11 protein-coding genes are annotated in these 19,967 nt (G+C 39.8%); 5 read left to right on the forward strand and 6 right to left on the reverse strand.

Annotated elements, in window-relative coordinates; translation table 11 throughout:
• Window position 1 precedes the first annotated feature (1 nt).
• From BUA16_RS03140 to BUA16_RS03160, 5 genes are all read left to right on the forward strand, one after another.
• A complete protein-coding gene (locus BUA16_RS03140; protein WP_072763183.1) occupies window positions 2-3,220 on the forward strand; it encodes a PVC-type heme-binding CxxCH protein in 3,219 nt (1,072 codons plus the stop codon).
• 812 nt (window positions 3,221-4,032) lie between these two features.
• The gene (locus BUA16_RS03145; RefSeq protein ID WP_072763184.1) at window positions 4,033-6,249 is read left to right on the forward strand and encodes a beta-N-acetylhexosaminidase; all 2,217 of its coding nucleotides are present in this window, start codon (window positions 4,033-4,035) and stop codon (window positions 6,247-6,249) included.
• A 267-nt stretch (window positions 6,250-6,516) separates the two neighbouring features.
• Window positions 6,517-7,500: a GlxA family transcriptional regulator gene (locus BUA16_RS03150; protein ID WP_072763185.1), complete on the forward strand. Its 984-nt coding sequence runs from the start codon at window positions 6,517-6,519 to the stop codon at window positions 7,498-7,500.
• 61 nt (window positions 7,501-7,561) lie between these two features.
• A complete protein-coding gene (locus BUA16_RS03155; RefSeq protein WP_178338840.1) occupies window positions 7,562-8,278 on the forward strand; it encodes a DJ-1/PfpI family protein in 717 nt (238 codons plus the stop codon).
• Window positions 8,279-8,368: 90 nt separating this feature from the next.
• Window positions 8,369-8,734 (forward strand): hypothetical protein, encoded by a 366-nt coding sequence (locus BUA16_RS03160; RefSeq protein ID WP_072763186.1) that lies wholly within the window; start codon window positions 8,369-8,371, stop codon window positions 8,732-8,734.
• Between the two features lie 171 nt (window positions 8,735-8,905).
• Here the strand turns inward: BUA16_RS03160 and BUA16_RS03165 are convergent, their stop codons facing one another.
• The 6 genes from BUA16_RS03165 to BUA16_RS03190 all read right to left on the reverse strand — a co-directional run bounded on the left by BUA16_RS03165 (window position 8,906) and on the right by BUA16_RS03190 (window position 19,941).
• A complete protein-coding gene (locus tag BUA16_RS03165; protein ID WP_072763187.1) occupies window positions 8,906-9,853 on the reverse strand; it encodes an NAD-dependent epimerase/dehydratase family protein in 948 nt (315 codons plus the stop codon).
• Window positions 9,854-9,950: 97 nt separating this feature from the next.
• A complete protein-coding gene (locus BUA16_RS03170; RefSeq protein ID WP_072763188.1) occupies window positions 9,951-11,753 on the reverse strand; it encodes a DUF3472 domain-containing protein in 1,803 nt (600 codons plus the stop codon).
• A 35-nt stretch (window positions 11,754-11,788) separates the two neighbouring features.
• Window positions 11,789-13,429 (reverse strand): alkaline phosphatase family protein, encoded by a 1,641-nt coding sequence (locus BUA16_RS03175; RefSeq protein WP_072763189.1) that lies wholly within the window; start codon window positions 13,427-13,429, stop codon window positions 11,789-11,791.
• A 136-nt stretch (window positions 13,430-13,565) separates the two neighbouring features.
• A complete protein-coding gene (locus tag BUA16_RS03180; RefSeq protein WP_072763190.1) occupies window positions 13,566-15,296 on the reverse strand; it encodes a LamG domain-containing protein in 1,731 nt (576 codons plus the stop codon).
• Between the two features lie 21 nt (window positions 15,297-15,317).
• Window positions 15,318-16,802: a SusD/RagB family nutrient-binding outer membrane lipoprotein gene (locus tag BUA16_RS03185; protein ID WP_178338841.1), complete on the reverse strand. Its 1,485-nt coding sequence runs from the start codon at window positions 16,800-16,802 to the stop codon at window positions 15,318-15,320.
• 10 nt (window positions 16,803-16,812) lie between these two features.
• Window positions 16,813-19,941 carry a SusC/RagA family TonB-linked outer membrane protein gene (locus BUA16_RS03190; RefSeq protein ID WP_072763192.1) on the reverse strand — a complete coding sequence of 1,043 codons (3,129 nt, stop codon included), beginning with the start codon at window positions 19,939-19,941 and terminating at the stop codon, window positions 16,813-16,815.
• Between the last annotated feature and the right edge of the window lie 26 nt (window positions 19,942-19,967).

The raw sequence follows: 19,967 nt of genomic DNA on the forward strand, positions 1-19,967 counted from the left end.
AATGCATTTATATATAGCAAAGACCTTGAACCTTGTTAGATCCAATGTCATCGTCGCTTTTATTTTATTAACGTTTATAAGCTGTTCGGATAAAAACAACCATCCTACACTTAAGCTCGAAAAAAATTCCCGTATCGTGTTAATAGGGAATAATTTAGGTTCCAGGATGATGGAATACGGCCATTTTGAAACAGAAATGCAATTGCGATATCCGGATAGTCTCCTGTACATTCGTAATATGTGCGATGGAGGAAATACACCTGGTTTTAGGCCGCATCCCTCCAGAAAATCGCCATGGGCATTTCCAGGAGCCGAAAACTTTGCCGAGGAATCCGTAATCGAGCATTTCGAAGTTTCTACCGGGTGGTTGAAATCGGCTACAGAAGGACACTTTGAAACACCGGACCAATGGCTTACCAAGCTAGGGGCAGATATTGTAATCGCCTTTTTTGGCTATACCGAATCCTTCGCAGGGGAAGAGGGATTGGAGAATTACAAAGCGGAACTCCAAGCATTTATTCAGCATACTCTAAAACAGCAGTACAACGGTTCGTCAGCACCACAATTGGCACTCGTATCCCCGATTGCCTTCCAGGATTTATCTGGAAATAGGGACTTACCGGATGGTACTAAAGAGAATAAAAACTTGGCGATGTATACCCAGGCCATGAAAGAGGTAGCAGCGGCCAATAATGTTCTGTTCGTAGATGCTTTTGAGCCTACCAAAGAATGGTACCAATCTGAAAAAAGTGATTTGACGGTAGATGGTTTCCAATTGAACGATCTTGGTTACCGTAAGTTTTCCCAACTATTGGCCGATAATATTTTTGGGGCAGGTGAAGTTGTTCCTGAAGCAAACCGTGATTTGGTCAACAGAGCGGTGATGGAAAAGAACTGGTTCTGGCACAACGATTTTAAAATCCCCAATGGGGTCCATGCCTATGGAAGAAGGTACGAGCCCTTCGGTCCCAAGAACTATCCTGCGGAAATTGAAAAAATTAGGGAGATGACCAAAATTAGGGATACGGCGATATGGAAATCCCTAAAAGGTGAGCAAATGGATTTGGCCGCGGCCGATAGTAGAACCAAGCCGTTGCCAATTATCGAAACTAATTATAAGCCCAACACGAAAAATGGGAACCCTGAATATTTATATGGAAAAAGGGCAGAGGAGAAGATCAAGGTGGCGCCAGGTTATAAAATAGAACTTTTTGCCTCGGAAGAAGAATTTAGCGATTTGGCAAATCCGGTGCAGATGTCTTTCGATAACAAGGGAAGGCTTTGGATAGCTGTGATGCCAAGTTATCCCCATTATAAGGCAGGTGATGGTAAGCCCAATGACAAATTGATCATACTTGAGGATACTGACGGCGATGGCAAGGCAGATAAACAGACTACCTTTGCCGATGGACTGCATTTGCCCATAGGATTTGAACTTGCCCCCGAGGGAGTGTATGTTTCACAGGGTACAAACCTTGTTTTATTAAAAGATACCGATGGGGATGACCGGGCCGATGTAAGGGAAGTGGTGTTGAGCGGGTTCGATGATCATGATACGCACCATGCGATCAGTGCGTTTACGGCCGATCCCTCCGGAGCCTTTTATATGGGCGAAGGCGTATTTCTCCACAGCAATGTAGAGACGGCCTATGGTACGATCCGTGGTACCAATGGAGGATTCTTTAGATATAGCCCTCAACGGAATCACTTGGAGCGAACTGCACAATTGCCCATCCCAAACCCATGGGGGATCGCCTTTGATGAGTGGGGGCAGGATTTCTTTGCCTATACTTCAGATCCCGAAATGACCTGGATGCTTCCGGGCACCATAAAACCCAGATATGGGGAGGGCTCTCCCGCCCCGAAAAGTCTTATAGAAAAAGATCATCGGGTGCGCCCGACTTCTGGACTTGAATTTGTATCCAGCCGTCATTTTCCCGATGAGGTCCAAGGTGATGTGCTGATCAATAATACCATAGGCTTTTTGGGAACAAAGCAGCACATTATTAAGGACGATCCCAATTCGGCTGGCTATACAAGTGAACATAGGATGGATCTTATCATGGCCGAGGACAAGAACTTTAGGCCGGTGGATATGGAATTCGCTCCCGATGGTTCCCTTTACCTGCTAGATTGGCATAATGTGCTTATAGGGCATATGCAACACAATGCCCGTGATCCCTTACGGGACCATGCCCATGGGAGGGTTTACCGATTGACCTACCCGTCCCGTCCGTTGGTGGAACCGGCAAAAATACATAATGCCACAGTTGAAGAATTGTTGGATAATTTGAAATTGCCGGAATATCGTAGCCGTTATAGGACTAGAAGGGAGTTGAGAGGAAGGAATTCCACGGAGGTCCTTGAAAAATTACAATCATGGACCAACAACTTGGACCCAAATGATCCTGGGTACGAACACCACCTTGTAGAGGCATTATGGGTAACTTGGGGGCTTAACAAAATTGATGAAAAACTACTGGTGAAGGTTATTGAATCCAAGGACTTTCGGGCCAGATCGGCGGCCGTTAGGGTGGCCAGATATGGTGGTCACCAAATTTCGGGACAAAAGGACTTGCTATTAAAGGCCGCAGAGGATGAGAGTCCAAGGGTACGACTAGAAGCTTTGGCGGCAGCCAGCTGGTTAGAACGGGATGCTGGAATAAGGATCCTTGAGAAGATAGATGAAAAGCCGTTGGACGATTGGATGCGGCTTCCTTTCGAGGCCGCTATGGCACATTTTAACGGACATCGTCTTATGGAAGGAACCGAAGAGGACAAGGGAGAGGAAACCACCCTAAAAGGAAAGGAAAAGAAGTTGTATATGAAAGGGAAGGAAATCTATCATAGAGAAGGCTTTTGCGTTACCTGCCATCAACCGGACGGTGAGGGCCTTGTGGCAGCCCAATTTCCTCCATTGGCCAATTCAAAATGGGTGACGGGTAATGAGGATCGACTTATCAAATTAACCATAAAAGGTTTAATGGGACCTATAGAGGTCAAAGGAAAGAAGTATCCGGGACAGGTCCCGATGACCCCTTTCGGTGGAATGTTGAACGATGAGGAGATAGCAGCAGTGCTTACCTTCGTCCGGAATAGCTTCGGGAATAAGGCTTCCCTTGTTTCAAAGGAAAGGGTAGGCAAGATCCGTGAGGAGACTATGGAGAAGGAAGGGTTTTACTCCCCAGAAGAATTACTCAAACAACATCCGATGGAATAAAGATAGAAAAAATAACAGCCTTATGATATAGACAGTTTACCTTGGGTAAGCTTATAATGCTTTTGTTTTCTATTGGAGGTAAATCTAGTTTTTGGACCACGAGCTTATATGGCATTGTTTAATTTGCTTAGGCAATTTGGCTACTTGTATTGATCATAAGTTCAATTCCAGGCTGAATAAATAATATCATAAGAGAGGTTACCTAATTAGTATAACACAATTTCTTGAAGAGGTCTACCTTTTATTGATGCCATCGATAGACATTGTGCAATCCTGAAATATTCCGTCAATGGTTCGAATTTGGATCTTGACGGAATATATGAGTTAAAATGGGAACGTTTATAAAAATAAAAAGGATAAATTTATCCCGGCATAAGAAATTTTTATAGAAAGCATATAAGAACAAAACAAGATATTAAGAGGTTGTGGGTTTTATGGGGTCAGTTTTAATTACAAGGTTTTGATAGGAGTGAGCTCGAGAGGGGAAAAGTTAGAATATATGGACCTGATTTTTAAAAGCCAGTGCAGCTAATACGGTTCATAGTTTGTCAGGATAGCTAAGGAAAACAATTCATCTACTTAAATATACAGATTCCGATTCTCGAAGGGAATTGACTGTAAGAAAGGAGGAAATGAAGAATTAATATATAAGCTGTGAGCTAATGACTCAAGTAAAAAAGAGGACTATCCTTATCATATGATACCGGCACTGGGCAAATTCGTTTTTTTATCACAATTATAATTAGAAGCGGAGCGACCAGAAAATTGAGTGTAATATTTAAGTTGTATTTATAAATTATCAATTATTATTTATGTTAAAAACTAGTTTAGGAAAGGCGTGTTTATTGTTTTTCGTTATTATGATGTCGTATGGCCAAGCAGTGGCGACCGATATTATTCCAAAACCACAGCGGTTTGAGCCTAATGGAGAGGTGTTCTTACTACACCCATCAACAAAAATACAATACGGTACCGGCTTGGAAGCCTTAGCAGCTTATTTGGAAGAAACCCTTTCCCCGGCTACCGGATGGGATTTTGAGCTGTCCTCATCAAATAAATCCAAAAAAAATAGTATTCAACTTTCTATAGACCCTCAAGTCGATAAAAAAGAAGGCTACCGACTTTTGGTGACTGCCAAAAACATTCAAATTATTGGAAATAGTGAGGCTGGTGTTTTCAACGGAATTCAGACGCTGCGACAAATGCTTCCCGTAAAAATATTCAATCCAAGAAGACAAAAAGATGTGGATTGGGCGATAGAAGGTGCCTACGTAGAAGACGAGCCGGCATATCCTTGGCGGGGAATGATGCTAGATGTAAGCCGTTATTTTTATGAGGTGTCTTATGTAAAGCAATTGGTAGATATGATGGCGATGTACAAGATGAATGTACTACACCTTCATTTAATAGACGATGCCGGATGGCGAATAGAAATTAAGAAATACCCAAAGTTAACCTCCGTGGGCGGATTCCGGGGCGAGGGACACGAAAGAACCGGAGGGTATTACACTCAAGAGGAAATAAAGGAAATTGTAGCCTATGCTGCTTTGCGAAATATAGAGGTGATCCCGGAAATAGAGATTCCGGCCCACACCTTACCGGCCATTGCCGCATATCCGCATTTGTCTTGTACCGGAGCTCCGCAAGTGGTACAGACCCAGCACTCTATTAGCGGAGAATTGTACTGTGTGGGTAGAGAGTCTACCTTCGATTTTTTACAAGATGTCTTTGACGAGGTTGTAGCCCTATTTCCTAGTAAGTATATCCATATTGGAGGTGATGAAGCCAGGTATGATCGTTGGGCGGCATGTGCTCATTGTCAGAAAAGAAAAGAATCCCTAGGATTGGAAAAAGAAGCTGATCTCCAGGTATATTTTACCAATCGGATCCAAAAGGTATTAAAGAAGCACGGTAAAACAATTGTTGGCTGGGACGAGATCATCGAAAGAGGCCTAGATGATAAGGCCGTGGGGATGGTTTGGCATAATAAGAAAAAGGCCATTTTGGGTACCCAGGCAGGACACGATATGGTGATGGCACTGTCGAGCCATGCCTATTTTGATGTCGCAGAGAGTAATATCCCCGGGGAGGTGAAAGCTGCAACCTGGCTATCTCCAATTAGTCTGGAAAAAGTATACGGAATGGACCCTATGGTAAAAGGATTAGGTGAGGAATACCAGTCTCAGGTTCTGGGAGTTCACGCTACCCTGTGGTCAGATCAGTTTATCCATGGTACCATTTTACAAGAAATACTACCGATAAATGAGAATCGATCAGAGAAGTATTTTGATTACCTCACTTTTCCAAGGATGGCAGCCCTAGCTGAAGTTGCATGGACCGATAAAAGCCGTAAGGATTGGTCAGATTTTGAAGAAAGAATGCGGGAGCATTACAATAGGTACGATGAAGCCGGTTATGGTTATAGGGTACCACAGCCCAAACTGGTAGGGACAAAGGAAATTAATGGGAGCATAGAGGTGAGCTTAGAAAATGTTGTGAACAAGGGATATATTACCTACACGACAAATGGCCTTAAACCTAACACCTATGATCAGGTATATTCCAAGCCGGTATTAGTAGACAAACTATCCGATTTTAAGGCGATTACCGTAGTAAACCGTCATCAGTTCTCCTTACCATTGTATTTCCCGGAAAAATACGAAAAATACAAAAAGTACGGCACGCTGTTGGGCGAATGGAAACCAGTACTTATTAAAGGGGCAGAATTTGGGGCATTAGAATTGAATGCAACTGGTAAAATTGATAGCAATGGACATTATGAAATAACATTTATTTATACGGACGGGGCCCATAAATTAGAAATTGAAGGGATATCTGTTTATAAAAACAGACAGTTAATTACCGAAGATCAGCATTTTGGGGAAACAGGAACTTCTTCTAATAAAAATACGTATCGTATCGAGATCGATGAATATGAAACTGGGGCCGAATTTAAAATTAAGGCTATGGTCAGAGGAGATATAGGAAATGATTCCCATGGCGTTGTGTTTATAAAAAAGAAAGAATAAGAATAATTAAAGTTTCTTAAAGAGACTCTATTGTCGTAAATATTATCGATGTAATTTCGTAAATTTTCGGTTATATCCGTTAAATTGTAGTACGTAAAAAGGGAGGAATTCATAATGGAATTCCTCCCTTTTTGGCTTATAACATAGAAAACAAGGGATTTCGTTCTCGTAATGTCGGTGACATCCATTGAATAGACCAGATTACTTGGCAGAAATTGCTTAAAAGATGTCATTTATGACAACGGAGTTTCGCTTTATCTTTGCAGTATGAGTAAGAAGCTAATTGTTATTGTCGCTACACCAGATTGTTTAGCATTGGATATCATAGGTCCTAGTGATGTTTTTGGCTGCGTCAAGAACATTCCTCCAAACACCTCCAAACTGTCTATGGAAGGATATGATATACTCATAGCTTCGGCAACCAAAGAGCTTCAAATTGTTACCAATAGTGGACTGGTCATTCATTGCCAGAAATCACTCTATGATATAAAAGATAAGATTGACACCTTGATAATTGGGGGTTTTTCTAATCACCATAAATGGGATGGCTATCCAAAACTGATTAAATGGTTAAAAGAAAAACACCATACTATTAGGCGAATATGCTCCGTGTGTATAGGTGCATTTGTTTTGGCGGAAGGTGGATTTTTAAAAGGGAAAAAAGCAACAACACATTGGGAATATCAGGAAGATCTTAAAATGGGGTATGATGATATACAAGTAGAAAGTCATCCAATTTTTGTAAAGGATGGAAAAGTATATACTTCTGCCGGGGCTTCTGCAGGGATAGATCTTTCCTTAGCCTTAGTGGAAGAGGATTATGGAAGAAAGGTAGCTATGCAAATAGCCCAATCCTTAGTACTTTATTTAAAAAGGCCAGGGAGCCAGTCTCAATTTAGCACCTTTTTAACCCAACAATTATCGAGTAAAAATAATATAAGGGAGATTCAGGAATGGATAATGGAGCATTTGAAGGAGAATTTGGATGTCCAAACATTAGCGGATAGAGCTTTGATGAGTCCAAGGAATTTTGCGAGGGTTTTTCTTAAGGAAATTGGATTGACTCCAGCAAAGTATATCGAAAAATTACGGATTGAATCCTCAAAAATATATTTGGAAGAAACCGATTTTTCAATGGATTTTATCGCCCAAGAATGTGGTTTTGGAACTTCAGAAACTATGCGAAAAACATTTCTTAGATGGCTTCAATTAAGTCCTTTTGAATACCGAAAACTCTTTGGGAGGCACTAAATGGTTGTAAACTAGTAATATCTTAACAAATAAATATAAATAATAGATTAAAATGAATCACATGAAAAAAAAGACATCTTACCTACTAATCCTGCTCATAGGATTGTTTTCCTCAGTGGCACGTGGCCAAAAGGACATCCCGGAAACTCATATCGAATTTGTGAAAGACAAAAAAATTAACGTTGCATTTTTAATCTATGATCAGGTAGAAGCATTGGATCTTAATGGGCCTATAGATGTTTTTGCCAAAGCAAACCTTTTGGACCCTAGGTACAACCTATATACTGTGGCCCAAACCGATGACAAGGTAACCTCTGAAGGTGGTGTAATGGGACTTATGCCTACCTATGATTTTAAAAAAGCGCCCAAGGCGGATATATTGGTTGTGCCAGGGGCACACCCCGATATTGTGGCCAAATTATGCGAAGAAAACCAGGAATTGTTGGATTGGGTAAGGCAACAAGACGCTACTTCAAAGATTACCATGTCCGTATGTGTAGGTGGAATTATTCTTTCCAAAGCTGGACTTTTAAATGGAAAAAAAGCAACGACTCATTTTATGACCATAGAAGCCTTGCGTAGCAATTCCGAGGTGAATGTAGTTGATAATGTACGATTTGTCCAGGATGGGAAAATAATTACTACTGCAGGGATCACATCGGGTATCGATGGAACGTTACACCTTATAGACCTGATCAATGGAAAGAAGGTGGGCGATAAGATTGCAGAAATCCTATATTACAATCGTAATTTAGATATGGGGTTTATGAAATCGTAATAAGGAAGTCTATATATTAAGTCAAAACATTTAGTGGTACAGTTTTTGATAAAAAACTCTCCATGTTTAACTAAAAAATAAATTAAAATAATGAACAGAAACAAATTTGTACTTCCTTTTTTAATAGTTGCCATTCTATTGCAGTCTTGCACCATAGCACGTATCAGTGGAAAGGCAGCGGTGCCAATGCTATACAATCAACCAACGGAAAAAGTTGAAATAGTAGAACATATTACGGTAAAAAAGAACGTAAATTTTGATTGGACATCGACCTTTGAAATATCAGAAATATTGGCAGATGAAATTGCAGAAAAAAAACCGGATGCAGTCATAAATACCTCGGTTAAAGTTACAACGAGTGTAGATAATTTTTTCCTGAACCTAGTAACATTGGGAATGGCTTGGTCTAGAAAAATAGTGATTGAAGCCGATTTTGTGAAAGAGCCTAAAAATTAGAATTTATACAAGTAACAATTCTAAAATGTTTTGAAAACAAGAAAGGGAGAAGCTTTAAGTTTCTCCCTTTTTAAGTCAAGAGTTTTAGGTTTTTGTTTAAAAAAAAAGAGTCTCTTGGTTTAGAATCCTTTACAGCCTATTTTTTTAATAGGCCTACTTGATATTTTTAGACTAAGGTGTAAAGGGCATTGGAGTGTTTAGATTTACAAACATATCCTGAATCATACGCTTTAAGCCATATTTAGGTTGCCAGTCCCAATCCTTTCGAGCATCAGTGTCGTCAATACTCATGGGCCAAGAATCTGCAATTTGCTGGCGGTAGTCGGGTTGGTAGCGTATCTTAAAATTGGGATGTATCTGTTGAATTTCAGAAGCTAATGTCTCCGGAGTAAAACTCATGCCTACAAGATTGTAAGATGTTTTAATTCGTAACTTTTCTTTTGGGGCCTCCATTAACTCAATGGTAGCTCTAATGGCATCGTCCATATATATCATGGGAAGCATAGTGTCTGGTCCTAAAAAGCATTCAAACTCTTCTTGATTGATGGCTTTATGAAAAATATCCACGGCGTAGTCTGTAGTGCCACCACCTGGTAAAGATTGATAACCAATAATACCAGGGTAACGGATTGATCGGATATCTAGTCCATATTTTTCAGTATAATATTTGGCCCAATTTTCGCCGGCCACCTTGCTCATTCCGTATACGGTAGAAGGGGTTAGGTTTGAAGATTGGGGAGTATCGACCCGTTCGACGTTGTTTCCAAACACGGCTATGGAACTTGGGTAAAATACCTTTTCTATATTGTGTAGTCGGCTTACTTCTAGAACATTGAAAAATGTTTTCATGTTAATGTCCCAAGTGTTTAAAGGGAACTTTTCTCCGTTGGCAGATAAGATTGCGGCCAGATGATATATTTGGGTAATGCCTTTATTTACAACTAATGTTTGAAGTGCCTCGAAATCGGTGACATCCAATACTTCAAAGGGCCCTATATAATCGGGATTGTGGTGTAGGTCGGTGGCAAGAATATTTTCAGTGCCATATTTCTCTTTTAATTTCTCGGATAATACAGAACCAATTTGACCGCTAGCTCCTGTTATTAAAATTTTACTCATTTTCGTAGGTATAAATATTAAAACAATTATTATTTATTAGGATCACAATGGTCTTAGTTGTTTTATAGAGCCAAGACCATTGTGATCTATAGAAGCATTACTTTTTGACAAATAGGCTTATTTCGGCCATAGCGGCATTTTTGCTGCCATCAAACGCGGTTTTGGCTATAAACTTAAAATATCTAAATTCTTTGGGTTCCGAGAGCTCAATTTGCTGTTCTGTCTTTTCATTTCGAAGTGTGAAATCACCTAAACTTGTCCAGCTCTTATTGTCTTGGCTCACCTGTAATTCTATACTTTTAACGGTTCTGGAAAGGTTTTGTCTTTGGGTGAATTTAAATCCATCAATAGTGGTTGTAGCCCCCATATCAACAGTAATATAATGGGGAGGAGCCGCGTCACAAGAAGCCCAACAAGAATGCCAATAGGTTTCCAATTTTCCGTCTAATACATGGGCAGCAAGTCCTGTAGATCCTTCGCCACCTTTATCTTCTTGGGTGCTGTAATCTATCACTTTCCATGCTGTCCTATCAAGAGATTCATATTCAGGAACCTCTGTAAGGGTAGGTACTTCCAGTTTAGAAAAATCTATATTAGGTGTTTGGCCAGTGGCCGCTCTTTTTAAGGGAGAATTATGTGTAACCTTTTCACTAAAGAAACCGCAATTCTTTAAATAGAAAGAAGAAGCTTCGGAACCGCCTGCATAATCTAAACGAACACCATTTTTACCCGTATTGTCCGTGGTAAAAATTGCCGAAGTCATTTCATGCCATTCCTCCGAAGTATCGTATGCCCAATGGTTAGAGTAATGCGCTTTTCTTGCATTGGCACCCTGTTCGGTATAAAAATTTTCTAAAAATGAGTGTAACCGCGTTAAATGAGCTTCAGAACTATAAGGCCTTCTAAAACTCGCTACTAGTTTCCATTCGTCAACTTCGGGAGCATAAAAATATGCAGTGTAATCTATACTATTTGCTTTTTTAGATTCTCCTTTTAACAAAAACTTATAGGTAGTTCCGGCTTTCCATGGAAAAGAAAAATAACTCTGTGCCCCAGAGCCCTCATTGCCAAATTCTTTTACGGTAACATCGGAGCCATGACCTAAAGGAATAACCTTATATTCTTCAGGGATATTATTAGGATCTTGGGTGTCAAAGGCACTCCATACCGAAAACAATACCTTTCTGTCCGTAGATGAATTCACTTGCATTCCGAAGTATCCGGAGGAAAATCCATTGGCCATAAAATAAGATCCAACGTGGTCATTGCCTTCAGGGACGGTTACCTCATTGTAAAAATAGGTGATGTTCTTACCAACGGGTTCTTCATAATTTAAATGTACCGAGGGCCCTCTTCTTCCCCAATAGAAAGAATCAGCATTGATATAACTAATTTTGGAAGACCATTTGGCATCACCCAATACTATATCGGAAATATCACCAAAAGACTCCCCTTCTTTGTTCAATCCTTCTAGTTCTACATATTGATAACCGGTTTTAGAAATAGTAAACTTTCCTACGATATGTTTATCATAATTGGTGCTGGGGTTAAAGGCTACTTCCTCGCTCTGATTTTCAACCGTGATTTTTAAGGTCGTGGGAGAAGAAAATTTTGCCAGAAGGCCAATGGAAATAGAACCCGTAGTATGTGCATAGAAATAGGTGCGGATTTTGTTCTTGGAATCGGTCCAGTTTTTAATCCCTCCATCAACTACTATTTTGGAAGTAGCTTCTGAATTATTAAGGACCCAACTGTTTCCCTGACATGGAATATTAAGAATGAGATCAGCAGATTTTACTGCTTTTATTTCCTTTTCAGATGGTGCTTCGGTTTTGTCGCAAGAATATGGAAGGCCTGTCAAGGCGACTATTAGCAGCAACATTGTTTTTATCATTTTCATAATTATAGAGTTGTTAGAAGTTAATTTTTTAGTTTCTAATTAGGACATTCCGTTGAAATAATAGACCGCCCATCTAAACTCCAGGAAGGAGAAATGGGAATGCACAAATGGTTAAGAGCGGTAACCATTACGTCTACAGTTCTTGGGGTATCTTTATAGTTATGTTGTTCAACAACAATTTCTGATTGAACTTTTTCCCATTTAGCCCCGCTACGGACTGCATGGTTTTCATGTGTGCTAGAATCTTTGATATGGGTACCGCTGCCATCGTTTAGTTTCCAATGTCCGATTAAATTGTCAATGTTCTTGTGCGTCTGATCCAGTGTTGTACACTGCCAAGTATTGATTTCTTCAGCAGCTAATACAGCGTTAAAAATTCTCACCTCGGCTATAGAACCATTAAAGTGGTATTTATTATTGCCATCTGCCCCAATAGTAAATGACAATTCGTTGTCTATATTACCGATTTTTGATATGGAAACTTCATTGGAAAACACCCCATCAATATACACTTTAAGCATTCCGTCTCGGTCAAAGGTAGCACTAAGGGTATGCCATTGGTTATCGGTTACGTTAGAGGTTTCTACATCTGCCCGTTGGCTGCCATCACCTATATTGACCTTAAACTTTTGAGAGTTGGGTTTAAAGGAAAAGATAAATCCTGGGGTAAGGCCGTTATCCCAATTTTTTTTGCCCAAAATATGAATATCACCAGCATAATCGGATTTGATTCGGCATTCTATAGAAAAATCTTGGGAGGTACCAAAATTGTACTCCTTGTTCTCGGGAATTTTTATAAAACCATCAGCATTAAATTTTAGTTCAGTAGAATTTTCTAAACAATCTTTTGGATTAGGGACAGTCGATTCTGTCGTAGTTTTGCTAATTTTTCTTTTCGCAATACTATCCCCACTTGCAATAATAAAAATGGTGCGCTCCTCGTCAGAATCACCGCCATGGTTATTAGAAATACCACCGTGATCCGTACTTACTAAAATGAGCCAATCTTCCCTCTCATAAGTCGTTCTGTTTTTTAAGGCAGACATGATCTTGCCTATAGATTGGTCTACCGTTTCAATAGCAGAGATATATTTGGGGTTATCCCTACTAAAACCAGTTGAATGTCCGGCATGATCTACATCGTCGAAATGCACAAAAATGGCCGTCAAATCTGTTTCTTTAAGATGGGCTATTGTCTTTCGTTCTACTTCTAAGCTACTATCCGGGACATTAGAAATAATGTCTGCTGTAGAAAGTACTACTTTGGTATTGATAGGGTGCCATTGAGAAACGGAAACAGTTTTATAATTTGGATCGTATTGTTTTATCCGTTTAAATAAGTGGGGATAACTACTGTGGTTATATCCTTCAAAGGTATTGTCTATTACCCTATGCTTATCTTCCCAAACTCCGGTAAGCATCGAAGTCCACCCTGGACCACTTCTAGTTATTCCGGTATTCCTGGCATCTAAAGAATAGGTGCCATTACTAATTAAATTGTCCAAATGAGGAGTATTGGCAATTTCTAAAACATCTGGCCTACAACCATCGATTCCTATGATCAAAACCTTTTTGGTTTTTCCATCAGTATCCGTTGTTGGATTTTCGGACCTACTGGATTTATGGCAACCGATAAGCACCATAGCCATTAAAATCGTTGTTAATTTCTTTCTCATTGGGTATTAAAATGTGGTGTTATAATAGAGGGTTTTAAATATGTCAAATTGTGTTACTATTAAAACTAATAAGGAGGGGTAACCAATACCCCTCCCTATTATTAACTAACTCAACTAAAAAACTCAACTAAAAAAATTATTCGTTGTATAAACTGGTCATTTGCTCTGGAGTAAGAACGTAATCGTATATGGCAATATTCGCCAATTCTCCTTCAAACCAATCGCCATAGGCAGCTGTGCCGTCCTGTGCCAAATTAATTGGAAAAGAACTCTTCATGTCTCCAATAGAGGACATATCAACACTGCCAACTTCTACACCATCTTGGTAAGCGATGGCGTTGCCATCCCTATCGAAGGTCACAGAAATTAAATGCCATTCGCCATCATTAATGATGTTCCCATTAATGTCTATTCGGTTGGTCCCATCTCCGGCATTCATTTTCCAAGCGCCTCCGGTATAAGCAAATATGAATCCTTTGTTGGCTCCAGCGGCCCAATTCTTGTCACCTATCATAGATGGATCGCTATTGGTAGCTGTAGTTTTTACCCAGAGCGCCACTGTAAAATCATTGGCATATCTAAAATCCAATTTAGAATTATCAGTTATGGTAGAATATCCATCGGTACCATTATAGCTAAAAGTATATTTGTTAGCATCAACCCCAATAGTTGTTCCTCCTTGGTTGGTAACAGTAATGTTAGAAGTATTGCCGTTTTGAGTGTGTAATTGAACTCCGGTTTTAACACCAGAAAGCTCAGCTACTTCAGTGGCACTTAAGGCATAATCGTATATATAGGTTTCTCCTATACTTCCTTGATACCAAGCGCCATAAGAACCGGTTCCGTCCTGTGATAAATGAATAAGGTTACCGCTTTCCATGCTTCCTATAGCGGACATATCCGTGCTGCCTGCAACAACGCCATCTTCGTAAATTGTAGCGTTGCCATCTCGGTCAAAGGTGGCCATTAAAAAATGCCATTCTCCGTCATTGATAGCATTGCCACTGACATCGATTCTATTAGTACCATCTCCGGCATTTAATTTCCAACCACTATTGCCGGTAAATGCAAATATAAATCCTGGATTAGTGCCACTGCCCCAATCTTTATCTCCAATAATGGAAGGGTCACTGTTGGCGGCGGTGGTGTTTACCCATAAACCTACGGAAAAATCTTCAGTATACCTGAAATTTAATGATCCGTTATCCGTAATTTCCACTTTGTCAGAGGCACCGTTAAAAGTAAGGATAGAACCTACTTTTGGATCCTTTACCCTAGAAGAAACTTCATCCTCTGTTGGCAATCCGATAATTTCGCCCACTTGTTTTTTCAGGTAAACAAAAAAGTCTACCGGTATACTGGTGTCTTTGACCTTCACATGTTTAATTTCAAAGAAGGAAGCTCCCATAGAACCATCTTCAAACAAGATTTCGAACTTCAATACGGCCTTGTCTCCTATTTGTATTAAGCCTAACTTATCTAAAGTGGTTTCAAAATCAGCGCTGATGTATTGCTGATTAACAGTGGTAAATTCAGTAATCGTTTCTAAAAGAGAAAGATCCTTTCCCAATAACACTTTTACCGCTAAAGGCTTCTTTAAAGAGACCATAGCCAAATTTATTGGTTGTCCCTCACTATACGACTCCTTTTCTTTTGGGTCGTAACTTAGTCCTTCTAATTCCTCTTCGGTATACGCTTCTCCTGTAATGGGGTTGGGATGGGAAATATAGAATTCAAAATTTTCCGTATAACGTGTATCCTGCCAACCTTGTTCGTCTTGGGAACAACTTAGGAAGAGTAAAATACTACATGCCGCAAATAATTTATAGGCAAATGTAAGTGGTAATATGGTTGTTATTTTCTTCATAATAATGTAGTTATTTTAGGTTTAGTCTTGGATGAGCCACATAACTTGATCCCGGTCATCTATTTCATTTCCGAACTGTGATCTTAGGGCAGCTCGATAATTTTCACGGTTATCAGAGTCTTCCGCCGATGGATAGGCCCAACGAAGGGGTAACTTTTCTACATTGTTTTCGCTAGAAAAAGCAAATTGAGGTACTCCAGTTCTGCGGTTTAAAAAGAAGCCTTCCCACCTAGAGTTTTCAGCAAAGACAAGGTACATTTGTTCATGAATTCTCTGTAGCCCTTGAGCGCCGGCAACATAAGGTGCCTCTAGGGTAAGATAATTAGTGATGGCTTCGGCAGTCACCCCATAGTATTCCATGGAAGCCGATACCCCATTATCATAATGAACCTTGGGGTTATTTGAAATCCATCCTCTATGGGCAGCTTCTGCAATATTTAATTCTTGTTCGGAATATCCTAAGAAAACGGCTGGTTGCCCTACATAATTCCAAAATCGTTCTTCATTTGGGTACGATAAATCACCGTTGACCCTTTTAATACTGTTAGAAGCGGTTGAGGCAGCAATATCTGCTCCTTCATATGCATTAAAATCAGCTCTAACAGCGGCCTCATCCGGGTTGGCCGCCAAGGCATTGGGGGTAGGGTCTGCTACCTTGAACAGCCTTGGGTCTTTATTGTTTTTTAATAAATCGATATAAGTTTTTCCTAAGACGATATCAACCCTATAGGCGGCATTGTCGGGGTTGTAAGGACCTCTAAAACCATCTTTGTCTTGATGTATAATTTGCATATTATCATCCGAACTGGCCATCAAAGGATAGGTGTTTGGATTATTGATGATATTAGCAAAGCGTTCGGCAACATTAATACCTCCATCATTGGCCCTTTTACTCAAAGAAACCAATACCCTGAGCGTGTAACTGTTTATTGCCTTTTGCCAAAGTCGAAGATTACCGTTGTAATAAAAATCTCCGTCTAAGGTATAAGTAGGGTTTGTGCCAATAAATTGACCCAATTCCAAATTCGCTTCATTTAACCAGTTGAGAGATTGCTCGTAAACCGATTTTTGAGTATCATATTTAGGTTGAGGGTTATCGGCTCCTTTCATGGCCTCGACAAGAGGTACATCTCCAAGTTCCCTGCTCATATCAATATAGTAATATGCCTTTAAAAATTTGGCTAAAATAGCATAGACCGGAGCACCGGACTTTTCAGACTCTTCAACCATTTTATTAATATCCCTTAAATAGCCATAATTGAACCCCCCGTTTCCAAAACGGTAATCTACGGGGGTACCATCAGAGTTGTTACGGATATGGTATTGTGCAAAAGAATAACTGTCCGTAAAGGCAGAAATTGGTTTGGGAACAACACTAGTGAACAAGAGGCTAGGGGGAACAGAAACCGGATCATTGGGGTTTTCCCTAAGGTCGTCATATTTCATACAGCTACTGATCGACAAAAAACCGAACAATAGTACTATTGAATTTCTTATTTTTTTCATTTTTCTTTTTTTAAAATTGAAGGTTGATGTTAAACCCATAAGTTCTTTGAGATGGGAATTGCAAATTGGTAGACCCTCTACTAACAGTATAAGTGTCTAAATCTCCATAAGTATGGTCCTTGGTCCAGTAAAGAAGGTTTCTACCTACTACCGAAACAGAAGCAGTGTTCAGGAAAGTCTTCTTTAATAAAGAACTAGGAAGGTCATACGTCAAGGTTACTTCTCTTAATTTCACAAAGGTTTTTTCAATGATATTGCTTTCATAGGCTGCTTTGTAAGATTGCGCCCAAGACTGGTAATCTATGCGAGCACTGCTTTCTTCAAAAACTCTAGTGTCGTCTACTACATTCCCTTCTGGGTCATAGGATAAACTTCCGCTTACTACAGCGACCCCTGGGATTTGCATTGTTTTGGCATCACCACCGTTCACATAGGCGATATTGGACAACTCCCTTTCTGGATGTACTGAGTTTGGATGAGACCCGGAACGCCATAAATCCCTTTCATAGCGATCTAACGTTGTTCCACCAACACGAGCATCCAATAAGAAGGAAAGTGATACATTTTTATAGTTTAAAGAGTTGCTTATACTAGTAGTAAAATCGGCCTGAGTATTTCCTAAGTTTCGGTATATTTCAGTTCTTTTGGGCAAGCCATTAGACTGAATAACCAATTGCCCGTCAGGAGACTTTTCCCATTCGTAATACCAAAGATCACCAAGAATTCCACCAACAAAGGTTCTACCTTCTTTTTCTGGCTGGGTACCATCTGGTAATGGAGGTAAGGAAGTAAGATAATCTTTGTAAGAACTAAAGTTAATTAGGGTTGTCCAATTAAAATTATCGCTTCTGACAGGAGTTATGTTAACCGTAAAATCGTAACCACGTCTTTGAGTGGTTCTTCCGTTTTCGCGAATGCCGCTGAAACCTGAGGTTTGGGAAAACCTTTGCGTAAATATTTGTGGCCCATAATTGTTTTCAAAATAAGAGGCTTCAAAGCCAAATCTGTTTTTAAAGAACTTAGCCTCAATTCCATACTCATAAGAGGTGTTGAACGAAGGTGAAATATTGGGATTGTCAATGATACTAGGATAAGAAGCAACCGGTAAATCTCTGTAACGACCTCCTGTATTATAGGCGTTTACAGCATCGTAAATTCCCAAATCACCACCAACTTTTGCATAAGCAGCTCTTAATTTTAGAAAATCAACTGCCTTTGGCAGAGTGAAAATTTCGTGTAAAAGAGTACTGGCATACACCGAAGGATAGAAAAATGTGTCATTTTTGGCAGGCATGGTAGATGATTTATCTACCCTTCCCGTAACTCCGGCGAAAAACAAATTCTTATAACCAAGGTCTAAAGTGGCATATGCACTGCTTACTCCCTTTTCTTGCTTAGAACTAGTAGGGGTTACCTGATCGGCCGAATTGTTTAACTTAAATATTCCAGGAACTACCAATTGTGTAGTTGCAGCATAGGAAGAGTTGTAGCTGTAATACCTTTGATTAGCACCTAAAGTACCATCAACCGATAAATCTTTTCCAAAGAAATCATCCTTATAGGTTAATAAAAAATCGGTATTGGATTCAAAAATATTATCCTGGAAATGACGGTATCTTCCTCCACGGTCGGGAATGTCGTAGTTGTAAATATCAACGGCAATTTCTTGATCTACTATTCTAGAATCCGTAGTTAAATTGGTTCTGGCAGAAAGATTAAATTGATCATTGATTTTATAATTCAATTTTAAAAATCCAAGAACGTTATTTCGGGTATAGGGTTTTTTAAATCCATGAGCAAAAGCATATGGGTTGTTATACCTCCAATTTTCTACAAATCGTTGCTTAATACCTTCCTTTCCTGGTTCCCAGAAATCCTTAAAATTTCTGATATCATAATGGGCTCCACCCCAAACAGCTAAAGTATAAATAGGGGAAGTTGGACCGTAATCTGCTCTAGGGGCATTATTGGCATATTGGTAGTTGTGCTGTAAAGATCCTTCTGCAGAAACTTTTTCGGATAAATTTAACAGCCCTCTTACCCTAAAGGTGTTTACATCCAATTTAGCACCTGGAACAGAGGCTTTGGAGTACTTGTAGGAATTCGAAATAGTAAAGTTGCCAACCTCGCCTTTAGATTGTACTGATATATTATTGGAGCTTACAATTCCTGTTTCCATGAAATTTCCAAGGTTATCCTTTCCTCTGGCTACCCACGGTGTTGGTTGGCGGATGCCCGTAACCGGATCTACAGGGGAATCAAATTGTGGCAGTAGCCTTCCGTCAAATTTTGGCCCCCAAATGTTGTAGTCAAAATCGTTCTTCCCCTTACTTCCTGGAGCACCAGTATCAAATTCATAAATTCCGGCGTTTCCTGGACCATATTGGGTTTGAACCTTTGGGATTCTGGTAAAATCGCCTTGAAAAGTAGTGGAGGAATTTACAGAAATAGTGGTTCCTTTAGCCGCATTGCTACCAGATTTTAGGGTGATCTGTATAGCACCGTTTAACCCCAAAGAACCGTATAAAGCAGAAGCAGATGCCGCTTTTAAGACGGTAATATTTTCTATGTCGTCAGAACTAATGTTCCACATATCGGTGGTAGGGTTAGGGACACCATCAATAACTATTAGAGGTTTACTTCCTCTAAGGTAGATGCCAGGATCCGAGAAAAACCCATTACTGTTAACAATGGTAAGACCTGCGACCTTTCCGGTAAGGGATTCTACCACATTGGGAGCAATGGCTTTTTGTAATGACTCTCCCTTCACTTCTTGTACAGCATAGCCAATACGCTTTTTCTCTTTTTTAATTCCAAGAGCTGTCACCACAACCTCTTCCAATTGGTTATTGTCTGGTTGTAAGGCTATAGAGAGCTCTTTTTGATTTCCCAAGGTAATCTCTTCGGTTTTGTATCCTAAATAAGATACTAGCAAGATGTTGCCGGGAGCGACCTCAATAGAAAACTTTCCATCGAAATCTGCCGATACTCCGTTAGAAGTACCTTTAATAACTACCGAGGCTCCGGGTAACGGGCCTCCGTTTTCGTCATAAATGGTCCCGTTGACCATTCTTTCTTGTGCGTAGGAATAGCATATTCCGAGCATAAAGATTAGAAAATAACTAATTGATTTTTTCATAAAATTTAAATTGGTATTTAGTTAAT

The organism is Arenibacter nanhaiticus, assembly GCF_900141935.1.
GTDB classification, from domain to species: domain Bacteria; phylum Bacteroidota; class Bacteroidia; order Flavobacteriales; family Flavobacteriaceae; genus Arenibacter; species Arenibacter nanhaiticus.

Excerpts from the sequence above, each read along its gene's own strand:
- BUA16_RS03140 (WP_072763183.1), top strand. The coding sequence starts at position 2 with ATGCATTTATATATAGCAAAGACCTTGAACCTTGTTAGATCCAATGTC.
- BUA16_RS03145 (WP_072763184.1), top strand. The coding sequence starts at position 4,033 with ATGTTAAAAACTAGTTTAGGAAAGGCGTGTTTATTGTTTTTCGTTATT.
- BUA16_RS03150 (WP_072763185.1), top strand. The coding sequence starts at position 6,517 with ATGAGTAAGAAGCTAATTGTTATTGTCGCTACACCAGATTGTTTAGCA.
- BUA16_RS03155 (WP_178338840.1), top strand. The coding sequence starts at position 7,562 with ATGAAAAAAAAGACATCTTACCTACTAATCCTGCTCATAGGATTGTTT.
- BUA16_RS03160 (WP_072763186.1), top strand. The coding sequence starts at position 8,369 with ATGAACAGAAACAAATTTGTACTTCCTTTTTTAATAGTTGCCATTCTA.
- BUA16_RS03165 (WP_072763187.1), bottom strand. The coding sequence starts at position 9,853 with ATGAGTAAAATTTTAATAACAGGAGCTAGCGGTCAAATTGGTTCTGTA.
- BUA16_RS03170 (WP_072763188.1), bottom strand. The coding sequence starts at position 11,753 with ATGAAAATGATAAAAACAATGTTGCTGCTAATAGTCGCCTTGACAGGC.
- BUA16_RS03175 (WP_072763189.1), bottom strand. The coding sequence starts at position 13,429 with ATGAGAAAGAAATTAACAACGATTTTAATGGCTATGGTGCTTATCGGT.
- BUA16_RS03180 (WP_072763190.1), bottom strand. The coding sequence starts at position 15,296 with ATGAAGAAAATAACAACCATATTACCACTTACATTTGCCTATAAATTA.
- BUA16_RS03185 (WP_178338841.1), bottom strand. The coding sequence starts at position 16,802 with ATGAAAAAAATAAGAAATTCAATAGTACTATTGTTCGGTTTTTTGTCG.
- BUA16_RS03190 (WP_072763192.1), bottom strand. The coding sequence starts at position 19,941 with ATGAAAAAATCAATTAGTTATTTTCTAATCTTTATGCTCGGAATATGC.